Origin of the sequence: Butyrivibrio sp. WCD2001 (genome assembly GCF_000424485.1) — a bacterium.
GTDB lineage: Bacteria > Bacillota > Clostridia > Lachnospirales > Lachnospiraceae > Butyrivibrio.
Map to the genome: position 1 here is coordinate 19220 of NZ_AUJZ01000026.1, position 11138 is coordinate 30357.

At 40.3% G+C, this 11138-nt stretch carries 12 protein-coding genes; 1 reads left to right on the plus strand and 11 read right to left on the minus strand.

What is annotated here, in order from left to right:
* Positions 1 to 95 precede the first annotated feature (95 nt).
* The 3 genes from rfbH to G630_RS0115905 all read right to left on the minus strand — a co-directional run bounded on the left by rfbH (position 96) and on the right by G630_RS0115905 (position 4023).
* Entirely contained in the window at positions 96 to 1430 is a 1335-nt protein-coding gene (gene rfbH / locus G630_RS0115895) for a lipopolysaccharide biosynthesis protein RfbH (protein WP_330363819.1), read from the minus strand.
* 79 nt (positions 1431 to 1509) lie between these two features.
* Entirely contained in the window at positions 1510 to 2382 is an 873-nt protein-coding gene (locus G630_RS23855; RefSeq protein WP_049946261.1) for a phosphatase PAP2 family protein, read from the minus strand.
* Between the two features lie 84 nt (positions 2383 to 2466).
* The gene (locus G630_RS0115905; RefSeq protein WP_196805807.1) at positions 2467 to 4023 is read right to left on the minus strand and encodes a hypothetical protein; all 1557 of its coding nucleotides are present in this window, start codon (positions 4021 to 4023) and stop codon (positions 2467 to 2469) included.
* 686 nt (positions 4024 to 4709) lie between these two features.
* On the opposite strand from G630_RS0115905, the gene G630_RS23860 reads away from it, so the two are divergent.
* Complete coding sequence (locus tag G630_RS23860) at positions 4710 to 6281, plus strand: glycerophosphodiester phosphodiesterase (RefSeq protein WP_049946262.1); 1572 nt, start codon at positions 4710 to 4712, stop codon at positions 6279 to 6281.
* A gap of 7 nt (positions 6282 to 6288) precedes the next feature.
* Here G630_RS23860 and G630_RS24365 read toward each other — a convergent pair whose 3' ends face one another.
* The 8 genes from G630_RS24365 to G630_RS0115950 all read right to left on the minus strand — a co-directional run bounded on the left by G630_RS24365 (position 6289) and on the right by G630_RS0115950 (position 10780).
* Complete coding sequence (locus G630_RS24365) at positions 6289 to 7044, minus strand: adenylyltransferase/cytidyltransferase family protein (protein ID WP_081668007.1); 756 nt, start codon at positions 7042 to 7044, stop codon at positions 6289 to 6291.
* Positions 7045 to 7062: 18 nt separating this feature from the next.
* Complete coding sequence (locus tag G630_RS25630) at positions 7063 to 7188, minus strand: hypothetical protein (protein ID WP_256379756.1); 126 nt, start codon at positions 7186 to 7188, stop codon at positions 7063 to 7065.
* A 120-nt stretch (positions 7189 to 7308) separates the two neighbouring features.
* Positions 7309 to 7869 carry a DUF3990 domain-containing protein gene (locus tag G630_RS0115925; protein WP_044959546.1) on the minus strand — a complete coding sequence of 187 codons (561 nt, stop codon included), beginning with the start codon at positions 7867 to 7869 and terminating at the stop codon, positions 7309 to 7311.
* Positions 7866 to 8090, minus strand: a complete 225-nt coding sequence (locus G630_RS0115930; RefSeq protein ID WP_026499164.1) for a DUF3791 domain-containing protein — start codon at positions 8088 to 8090, stop codon at positions 7866 to 7868. The genes G630_RS0115925 and G630_RS0115930 overlap by 4 nt, the downstream gene beginning before the upstream one ends.
* A 173-nt stretch (positions 8091 to 8263) precedes the next feature.
* On the minus strand, positions 8264 to 9187 hold the full coding sequence (locus G630_RS0115935) for a hypothetical protein (protein ID WP_155832010.1): 924 nt from the start codon (positions 9185 to 9187) through the stop codon (positions 8264 to 8266).
* 124 nt (positions 9188 to 9311) lie between these two features.
* Positions 9312 to 9983 carry a DUF2806 domain-containing protein gene (locus tag G630_RS0115940; protein ID WP_026499166.1) on the minus strand — a complete coding sequence of 224 codons (672 nt, stop codon included), beginning with the start codon at positions 9981 to 9983 and terminating at the stop codon, positions 9312 to 9314.
* A 12-nt stretch (positions 9984 to 9995) separates the two neighbouring features.
* Positions 9996 to 10274: a hypothetical protein gene (locus G630_RS0115945; protein ID WP_155832011.1), complete on the minus strand. Its 279-nt coding sequence runs from the start codon at positions 10272 to 10274 to the stop codon at positions 9996 to 9998.
* Positions 10275 to 10393: 119 nt separating this feature from the next.
* Complete coding sequence (locus G630_RS0115950; RefSeq protein ID WP_026499168.1) at positions 10394 to 10780, minus strand: hypothetical protein; 387 nt, start codon at positions 10778 to 10780, stop codon at positions 10394 to 10396.
* Positions 10781 to 11138: the final 358 nt, after the last annotated feature.

Genomic DNA, 11138 nt, shown 5'->3' on the forward strand with positions numbered 1-11138 from the left:
AAAAACTCCTATCTAACATGGTTTAAGGTCAGGCGCATTTGCCTGACCTTTCAAAACCTCATCCATCAGCTTAACCTCAGAAAAGGGATGACATTTTATTTAATAGCTTCAAGAATAATCTTAGCCATGTATGACAGCTTCTCATCTGTCATTCCGGGATATACACCTACCCAGAAACTGTTAGCCATGATCTTCTCTGTATTGGCAAGATCACCAACTACGCGGTAGCCCTCGCCTGTAGCACGCATCTCATCGAAGCAGGGATGCTTTGTAAGATTTCCGGCAAAAAGCATACGAGTCTGAATACCGTGACCCTCAACATAATCAACAACCTTCTTACGGTCTACTCCATCCTTGCAGGTCATGATGAAACCGAACCAGCTAGGATCAGAATTCTCAGTAGCCACAGGAAGAACAAGCTTCTCCTCTGCGCCGCCCTTTACAAGAAGATCCTTAAGGAACTTAAAGTTGTACTTTCTGCGCTCTACGAAGCTAGGGAACTTATCAAGCTGAGCACATCCGATTGAAGCCTGAAGATCAGTAGCCTTAAGGTTATAACCAAAGTGAGAATATACATACTTGTGATCATATCCAAGAGGAAGCTCACCATACTGCTTATCAAAACGATGTCCGCAGAGATTGTCACAGCCTGAAGGACATACACAATCGCGTCCCCAGTCACGGAAAGAACGAGCGATTTTGTTAAGAAGCGGATTATCTGTGTAAACAGCGCCGCCCTCACCCATAGTCATGTGGTGCGGAGGATAGAAACTGCTGGTTCCGATATCACCTACAGTACCTGTAAACTTCTTTACTCCGTCAATCTCATACTGACTTCCGAGAGCATCGCAGTTATCCTCAACAAGCCAGAGATTATGCTTATCGCAGAACTCCTTAACAGCCTTAAGATCAAAAGGATTACCAAGAGTATGAGCAATCATAACAGCCTTGGTCTTATCGGAAAGAGCCTTCTCAAGCTCATTAACATCTATATTGTAACCGGGGATAGTAACATCAACAAACACCGGAACAGCGCCGTACTGAATTACAGGTGTAACAGTTGTCGGGAATCCCGCAGCAACAGTGATAACCTCATCACCGCGCTTAACCCTTCTGTCGCCAAGAAGCGGAGAAGTAAGAGTCATGAATGCTACAAGATTCGCAGAAGAACCTGAATTAACAAGAGCGCAGTACTTGATACCAAGATACTTAGCAAGCTTCTCCTCGAACTCATCAGTATATCTTCCGGATGTAAGCCAGAACTCAAGCGCACTGTCAACGAGATTTACCATCTCCTTCTCGTCATAAACTCTGGATGCATAGGGCAGACGGTCACCCTCATGAAATTCCTTATTCTGATTATGAAAATTCCTAGCATAATCTGCTACCAAGTCCAGAATCTGTTTCTTTGCTTCTTCCTGTGTTGCCATATTTATCTCCTTATATTTCATATTAAAAATATTATACGTAGAATTACTTTATACCATAAAATCATCAAAAATGGAACAGTCAGCCTATCTTCCTTAAAGCCTTCCCTACAAGCGGTACTACGCTCATTATATAAAACATATAAACAAACGAAGCCGCCGTTCCAGTCAGCGTTCCGCAGATTGGTGCCAGTAGCACTGACACATACTTAATTACCAACAAAAATCCGGCACCGCCGACTACGAACAAGATAGCCTTAACTACCACACTCTCAGAAATTTCATGATGAATCAGCCTTCTATCAAGCACAAGCGATACAAAAAATGCCATACCCGCTCCCGAATTGGAGACCGAATCCACAAACATCATCCACAAAATGCTGACAGCGCTAAACACTATCAGAATCAGAATATCTCCATACACCGACTCATCAATAAGGCGCAGGAGTTTATCTGACAAAAACCACACAGCCACGCAGTATAGCAGAGCAACCACCACATCCTGCGGAGTATGAACACCAAGGTAATTGCGGGAAAAGCCGATGATCAAAATCATTACCACCGCCGCCGCGCCAATGGCTTTCCTTCTCTTCTTTAGCTCCCAAAAACCAAATGCTCCCCAGGTTGCCGATGCCCTCGTCGTGTGACCGCTTGGAAAAGAGTAACCGGACGCCGCAGGAACCGCCTCCTCAACAGGGTGAATCAACTCACTTCGAACCCAGGGTCTGTCCACATGGAAAACTGACTTAAGCATCTGAGAAAAGGTGGATGAAAAAGCAACATTCATCCCCATGAACCTGCCTGTTTCCTTATCCACACACCAATAAATGAATCCCAGAAACAAAAACGTAGCCTTTGACTCAGCAAGCATCGTCATAAAAAGCATGAAACCATCAAGAGCTCCGCCCATGCTCTCTCTTATATTTTGTAAAAAAAGAAGGTAATCTATATCCACCAGGTAATCCCTCAAACAATCCTATTTTTTGTGATAGTGCTCATCATCTGCCTTCATAATCCGGCAGCAATTCTCAAATCCCTCTCATCTCCTCATAAGGTACAGCTTATCATTTGGGACACGTGCTGTCTCCCTATAAGGCTTGCTCGCCGACTCAAACAGGATGAATAGCCCCTCATCCGTCATCTGTAAATTCTCCGAACCCTCAGGCATAAGCTCACTTCTTAGAGGCTCATCATAACTATCTATGTCCTCATCATATTCGAAGGTCAGTAAATGAGCATCATCGACCTCATGGCTCTGAGAGAGGATCATGAATTCCTTATCCTCATCATCTTTGTAAATAGTCACACCCTGAATGCACTCAGGAATATCGACCTCTTTTACCAAGACAGGATTCGCAGGATCACTCACATCATACTTTCTGAGCTTACCGCTCTGCCCAATACAATACGAACCCACATACAAATCACCATCATACATCCCGATAAAGGAAGCAACATGACTTCCTCCGTGATTTACCAGCTCACCATCAAAATCAGTCACATAATCTCCGGAAAAACTTCCGTCCAAAACCTCTTTCCACGGCGCGGCGAGAACATGCCCCTCTTCACCCGTAATCCACAACAGATCATTTCTCTCATCAAAGGCAAGACCGCCAGCATGTGCCATAGTTCGCATATCTACCTTGCGCAGGAGCTCCCCATCTCTAGTAAACAGATACACAATACTGGTCTTCTCGCCTGTCTTATCATAGGCCGAAACCACCAGCACATCGCCTGTATCAGTAAAGCCCTGCACAACAAAATCATCATCTGTTTTATCATCACTGTAAAGCCACGGCAACGTCACAGTACTCTCAAGATTTGAAAGGAATTCTTCAAATCTCATATTGACCGCAACAATGGCTATACCGGAATCCCTTGTAACAACTCCATCAACACCAACTGTGATAGCATCTCTTATTGGGGGAAGTGTATCAGCTTCAAGTGCAAATACTTTAGTTCCGGAATCATGTATCTGATCTACTATGTCCTGACTTAGAATGCCCGAAGAAATCCCATAATAATCTGCTTGGCATTCAGATATCATATCCCTTGTCCATGTACTCAAGATATACAAAATCTGATTAGCAGAATTCATATCCTTTATGGTTCGAAGGCTGTCATACTGCGCCGATGCATAAAGGACTCTATCTGACATTCCTTCTTCACTGACCAGATTAGCAACCTTTGTCAGCAACTCCTCATCAGTCTCAGCATCCTCAAACACAATACATACCTTAAGTTCAGTTCTTGCAGTAGATCTAATACTTTCATATCCTTCAAGCACACCCTTAGCAAGCTTCAAAGTATCCTGCAAGGATTTAAGATCATCACCTTGTAAACTAATCCAGACATAATCATCTCCAATATCCTTCGCAGCAAGCAGAGACTTAAGCTCATCTTCCTCCACAGCAGGATAGCCATGGTAACCAATCACAGCTATCTGTTCTATGTTGTCAGCCTCTTCAACACTTTTGGCATTTCCATCATTATCACTATTCGAAACACCACTTGTATTGGCTTCATTAGCTACTGCTTCTGTATTTTCGCCATTATCATTAGTTGCTTCTGCATCTGCCTCACTATTATCAGCCACTCCGGCTTTATTACTATTGCATCCACAAACACCACAAAATAATATGCTAAAACACAAAGCAAGTACAAAGGCTCTGACCCTGTTATTCATCCTTCGAAAGCACAAAATGCTAACCTCCCGACATTTCTTATGAATTCTATTAAATCACAGAATGATAGCTGCTGCCACTCCACTATGATACCAGTCCCCAAAAGCTCACATAAAGTTATACCCCAGCCTTTTCTACTAGAGATAAAACCAACATGGAAAAAGCCCAAGCTAGTTTTATCCGCGGGAGCTCTGTAACGGCTGGAGATAAATCCGTCCGCGAACTATTCTTTCCTGGATTTATGCCTTGAAGAAAACAGAGAAAAACAGATAAATCCGCGCAAGGAAAAGTCCACAAAAGGTCTATCCACACGAGTTAAACATAGCCAGCGGATAAATCTCCAACCAGAAAACCCCAACTCGGATTTACGCGAACACCTAAACATATAGCTAAGCAAACACAATAACACCCAAAATCTCGAATTTATCCTAATTTAATAGGATTTCAATCTTGTTTTAATGATTGTGAGTCATAATGTAAGTGTATTTAACCAGCATTATGGCTTTGTTTGATTGTTTGTGGGCGCCAAAACAAAATTTTTAGCAACAGCATACCTGCATTTCACAACAAAACCTAATCAACAGTACAGGACACCCCTATGAAGCGAACTACCTCACTTACACTTATCATCACAACACTAATACTTCTACTTATGCCCATTACCACATCTGCGCAAACAACCATAGCAGATGGTAATGCGACTAATACTGTAAAAAGCGTAAGTCACAGAGGTTACAATACAATCGCTCCCGAGAACACCCTCCCCGCGTACGAGCTCTCTTATTCCATGGGATTTCAATATGTAGAAGCAGACATCTCCTTCACCAGCGATGGTATTCCCGTGCTCTTACACGATGCAACCATAAATAGAACAGCAAGAAACTCAGATGGAAGTGAAATCACTCCAGCCATAAATATAAGCAACATCACCTATGCCGAAGCACTCCAGTACGACTTTGGCATTTGGAAAAGCCAGGCATACAAAGGAACAAAAATCTCCACCTTCGAGGACTTTCTCACACTCTGCAAAAATCGTGGACTTCACCCCTACATAGAGCTCAAAAGCAACGGCAGCTATCAGGTAAGCCAGATAAATATGCTTGTAGACATGGTAACTGAGGCCGGTCTTCAGGGAAATGTAACCTGGATCTCCTTCAACTCAGGATTTCTTACCTGGGTAAAAGCAAAAGATCCCTATGCCAGACTAGGCTACATAGTTTCACAAATCAAAGACAAGGAACAATCCATCATCAACACAGCTATCGGCCTCCGATCCGGTTCTAATGATGTATTCCTTGATCTCATGTTCAGCGATATGACAAATACCATGATAGAGTTGTCAAAAACAAATCATATGCCTATAGAAATCTGGACAATAAACACTGTCGATGAGATAAAGACTCTTGATCCTTACATCTCCGGCATTACTACCAATGCGCCTAAATATGAAGAAGCATTTCCTGCTAACCAGGCACCTGATAACAACCAGCAAAACCAATATAACCAGAACCAAAATCAGGATCCAACCCAAAACTCAAATCAGCATCAAAACAACTCCGACTCTCATGATCAAACACTTAACCAGACTGACTCCCCCACAGGTCTCTATTCCTCCATCAAAGTCACACAACCCGGAAACAACCTCAAGGTAAGCTGGCAAAAAGAGCCTGGTGTCTACAAGTATGGAGTTTTTGCAGCGTATCTGGATAAAAAATTCGGGGCAAAGCCCAACAAAACCACCAAGGGAAACTCTGTAATAATCGGAAAAATTGGCGGCAAAAAGCTCAACGCCAAAAAGAATTACAAGATATATGTTGTCGCTTACGACAAGAGTGGAAACATAGCCGGAACATCCGTAACTTCCTATGTTGCAGGAAAAAAGAGCAAGAAATACACAAACCCCAAATCCATCGAGCTTCCAATAGATAGCGCAAGTCTCATTTCCGGCTCCTCTATCAAATTAAACGCAAAAATAAAAATGGAGAAGGGCAATTTGAAGCCCCTCCCCAATAAAAAGGTTGCAAAATTAAGATACGTATCATCAGACCCCAAAGTGGCGGCAGTAGATAACTCCGGAAAAATCTCTGCCACAGGAAATGGAGACTGCTATGTCTACGTATACTCTGCTAACGGTCTCTCAGAACGGATCTCTATATCCGTAAAGGACTGACCCCCTATCACTTCAGCTGCAATACATTAAATAGCTTATCAAATCCCTTCTCCTTAAGTTGCGGCCTTACTTCATTCTGGAATTCTTCCTTCATCGCCATGATGATACCGGTACGCTCATCCGGACGAACTGCGTCCACATCAAATACCGGATGATCCTTAACCGGCTGATTAAGCTTAGTGATATCAGAAACCATGTAGCCATCGAAGCGGATAGCATTCTCATACAAAAACTTCGCCATCTCCTGACCATATTTACCCGCACCATAGATGTAGAGCTTATCAAGATCCTTGCAGAAATCAATCACAAGATTCCTCTTATCCGCATCATCATAGCCGTCATGTCCCTTAAGCGCACGCTTAATCTGTGTAGAACTTGTCGACTGAGTATAAGGGAAGAAATAGATATCTGATCCAACTTCATTAAGCTGCTTTCTCTCATACTCCCATACGGGATTTCCTTCATAATCATTACCGGAGAAGAAACAGTCATACGGATTCTTCTTCCAGGCATCCATCTTAGCTATATTGGAAAAGTCTACCGGAACAACCTTATCCACATACCTACATGCACCAACAATATCCATTCTCTCTTCATGCGGTATGAACGGAGCCTTCCCCTTGAAATGGATAACAAGGTCATCCTCCAAAACACCTGCAATAAGATAATCACACTTAGTCTTTGCATTTCTCATAAGGTTCAAATGACCCAAATGGAATAAATCAAAAACACCTGCAACATATCCAACTTTATATTCTTTCATAATAGTTATCTCCTTAATTCAATGACTCTTTCTTCTCTTTTTAGCAGCTCTTTCCCTTCTATATTCGTCCGCAATATAGTCAGGCCCATTCATCCACATATCTGTACTCTCATCAAACAGCATTTCGCCCGTTTTAGATTTCATAAACCTAAAAAAAGCTTTAGTCCTTGATATTTTCTGCTCTCGCGCAATATTCTGCGATGCCATTGCTGCTAATAACTGCATCGTATATTCATACTTACTTACAACCATATTTCGATTCCTCTATATAGTATGTTCAATAGATTCTAAAAATATCAGTCTTTCTAATGCTTTTTCTGTCCTGATACATATTTGATCAGTTAGCTTTTCCGGCATCAATAGCCTAATTGCAGTTTCATCAGCAGTGTCTGATCCCACAGCACCATAAAGCCCATTAATATAAGCCGTAATAACCTGGTTCGTTGCATCATTCGCTATCTTCCCTGCAATAATATCATATGCTTCCCACTTCTTAACTTCATCTTTCAAAAGATTACTTTTTCTATGTGCTGCTACACAATGCAGCCAGTCTCTGTCAGCTGTTGGAAATTCGAAAACCTCTATCCCTTCAAGTTCTGAATGATTATAGACATTTAAATAACCACGGTCTTCTTCAACATTTTCTGCACCATTCTTTATAGCCTTACCTATAGATGATTTTACAAAGCGTTTAGCCTGATTATCATCTGTAGTAAGATAAAAACCTCTTCCGAAGTCTTTGCCCTCCAGACATTTAGCTAAATCAGGCTTATCAACTATCGTATAGCTACCATGATACCATGGCTTACCAACCTCAATAATCATATTGAAAATCCTTTTGTTTTTAAATATTCCTCTATCTCTATGATATCAGCTTCATCACCCTGAACATGAAAAAACTCATAACACGTCTTGATATATTCATTTATCTGATACTCATTAAAAATCTGCTCGCATTCATCTACTGTTTTATCCCATCTAGCTTGTGCCAGGCGAAATAGCCTTACCTGAAGCATAAATAAATCATCTGATTGATTTAATCCCATATATAAAAACTCCCCTAAGAAACGCCATCCCTTCAGCAATGCAAGGTTAATCCTCAACCACACGTACCTTATGATTGTACCAAATTTTTGAGATGATATTTGTTTTCCAAATGTAAGTATAAACTTTTACATATAATATATCAAAGAATATATAGTAAATTGGTAGCACCTGATTATCCTATACAGAAAAACATTTCCGCCTTATTATCTCCAAGCAGATAATACTTCTCCCTCAAGTCCCTACGACTTATGTTTCCGTAGAATCCTTTATCACTAATTCTTATCTTATTACTCGCAAACAGCGCATCAAGTTTCATCGCCAAGTCCTTTGCCGGAACACATTCTGCTATATCCCTGATATCTCCAATCTCAAGTTTATATGCCTCGGTGCTCTTAACTCCCCGATAAATTGCCACGCGCCATTCTTTTTGCCATGAATACTTATTCATTTTTTGAAAACAGTCACATTCTCTTGTTATCTTGAAATCGTTAAGGTCAAAATATTGCCCTGCCTTTATAAAAACATGATGTCTTTCGCTTAAATCAGTTTCTTCTCCATCATACCTAGGTGCTTTATAACGAACATCTCCGCTCAGAAAATAAATATTCTCACGTATTGAAGCTGCTGCAATCCTTCTAAGCAATTCACCTTTATCTTTTATAATAACAACATATTCTCCGAACTGACTCATATCCGGGACATCGTAATTTATGTATGGCTGCTCATGTACATAATCAAGCCTATAAAAACATAGGGTATTACAATATTGAAAGCCCACAGCCCTTAACATAGCATCTGTAAGTACATATTCCCCAAAATCATTCTTAATATCTTCTGATATTGCAAAACCTGCAGTCCCTTCAAGCATATCCGCCTGAGCAGGAGACATTTTATAATCAGTAGTCCCTGCTATATTGTTAGTATTAGTCTCTATATTCTCGGTAGTGATTGATTCTTTCCTACTGATCCCTTGAAGAAGCGGATATTCATTCCAAAAATAATGCAATGAATTCATATAAAGACTGCCATTGAGGAAGTCATTCACATAGGATTCTTTACTTATGAATTTCAGTAAAAGATGATTAGTAGCTATCATTTCAACACCTTCTTCATATCTATTACCCTGATAGATGGCCCGGGCGGTGTACAAATAGAGAAATGCAGGAATTAAATCCTGCATCTCAGAATTGTTTATGTCTTATTCTTTCTACCTTATTCCTCTAACTCCAAAAAGGAATACTTTCATCTGAACATGTAATAATTTCACCATCTCTACATTCCACCTCGCAAAGGCTAAAGTTTGTTCTTCTATTTCTCTTTGATACAACTGAGCATATACTTTTGATTGTATCTAGATCTAGATTACCACCTATAATTGCACTCAACTCTTTTCCAGCTAATGTAAGAGGAAACTCATTTATAATAATAACCTTCTCGTCTTCACTCTTTCCTATTAGAACATAGGATCCAAAATCAATAACAATTCCTCCATCTGAATCTATATGTATTTCTCGTTTGATCATGCCCGAAGAATTAATTATCCCAGCCTCATCAAGCTCAAGTATGGACTCGTATGATAACCCCTTCTCCTCAAGGACATCCATATCATTTATTACAAATTTATTAGAAATAGCTATGTCACATAGTTTTTCAAATAATTTTGCATCTCTTACATCCATATTCCTAAGACATTCTAAAGTTCTAAGTGAAAATGCCTCTGGGTCCAAAACTTCTCCAGCCAAGACTTTGCTCCAAATAGTCTGAAGATCTTCCGTACTTATATCACCTGCTGCATCTATAAATCTATGCATCCATTCTCTTGAAATCTCGCCATCTTTAGCATCTTTAATACCTTTAAGCGAATAATATGCCCCATCAATTATGGTTTCCATATTTTCCTGCTTTCATGCTTTTGCAATTTCCTGATATGCAATCCTTCTTCCTGCACGTTTTGCTAATGCTTCAAAATCAGAAGTATCAACATTAAATACTCCAGAAGAATTATATGCAATAGGCAAATCCATGTTATTTCTTAACTCTTCTCCTATTACTCTCAACTCATAAGCCTTAGCATCTGCCATTCTTCTATTATATCTCGGTTCATAAGCCTTCCCTATTGCACTACTTACTGCATCTATTAATTTATTCGCTGGTTCAACTGCCGCTGTTATTATTTCATCCACACACATTTTTGATTCTTCCTAATTTCTTTAATAATATGAAATAACACTTTTTATCAGAGCCTTCAAAATAATAATTCATGCATTATCATCCTCCTGCAATACCGACCGTGGTAAGTAGCTTACCCAACAAGCCTCCTTGCCATAACATCTTGTATTATCTTATCATCAAGTCCCACCCTTTTTAATGCCATAACATAGACAAGAACCATTAATGCGAATGTTGTCAACGCCACGTCCTCAGGAAGCCCCTGAAACCCTCTATGCGTTATATCATTCCTAAACTGAATTACAGATACAATATTCTCGTCTAAAATATCAATCCCAGTAAGTTGTGTCCATGGAGATAATAACGACATATTTTGATTCCATGCCACTATTGCCCTATCAGCCGCGGAATCACCCCAATGTTTGATACCGCCAAACATAGTACTATATGTTTTTGCCGGAATAGAAGTTTGCTGGTTATTCTTGTACTCCTGTATAACACTAACAACATCCTTTATCAACCGCTTTAACTCACAGTCTTTATCAAGACTAATATTAGCTGCTTCAATTTCTACTTCTAAACCTAAGCTCCCGTGAATTTATACCAAGGTTAAGGTATAAATCCGCTTGATTTGTTTTCTCAAAGCCTTGTGTTTACTGGCTTTGCAGCCACAAAATATTGTATCAAAATAGCACATTTTGCTTTCAATTCCGTTAATTCCTTGGTATAATTATACCAAGGAGGTGATGGTATGGAACTGAAGATTAACGAGCCTTGGATCACAAGCAAAGTAAGGTGTCAGAATGGTTATGCCTATATCGACAAGCCTTTCTGGAATGCCGAAAAACAGTGCGCTGACCATAAACGCGAGTACATCG

Coding starts and splice junctions, on each gene's coding strand:
- rfbH (WP_330363819.1), bottom strand. CDS start 1,430: ATGGCAACACAGGAAGAAGCAAAGAAACAGATTCTGGACTTGGTAGCA.
- G630_RS23860 (WP_049946262.1), top strand. CDS start 4,710: ATGAAGCGAACTACCTCACTTACACTTATCATCACAACACTAATACTT.
- G630_RS24365 (WP_081668007.1), bottom strand. CDS start 7,044: ATGAAAGAATATAAAGTTGGATATGTTGCAGGTGTTTTTGATTTATTC.
- G630_RS25630 (WP_256379756.1), bottom strand. CDS start 7,188: ATGAAATCTAAAACGGGCGAAATGCTGTTTGATGAGAGTACAGATATG.
- G630_RS0115925 (WP_044959546.1), bottom strand. CDS start 7,869: ATGATTATTGAGGTTGGTAAGCCATGGTATCATGGTAGCTATACGATA.
- G630_RS0115930 (WP_026499164.1), bottom strand. CDS start 8,090: ATGGGATTAAATCAATCAGATGATTTATTTATGCTTCAGGTAAGGCTA.
- G630_RS0115935 (WP_155832010.1), bottom strand. CDS start 9,187: ATGATAGCTACTAATCATCTTTTACTGAAATTCATAAGTAAAGAATCC.
- G630_RS0115940 (WP_026499166.1), bottom strand. CDS start 9,983: ATGGAAACCATAATTGATGGGGCATATTATTCGCTTAAAGGTATTAAA.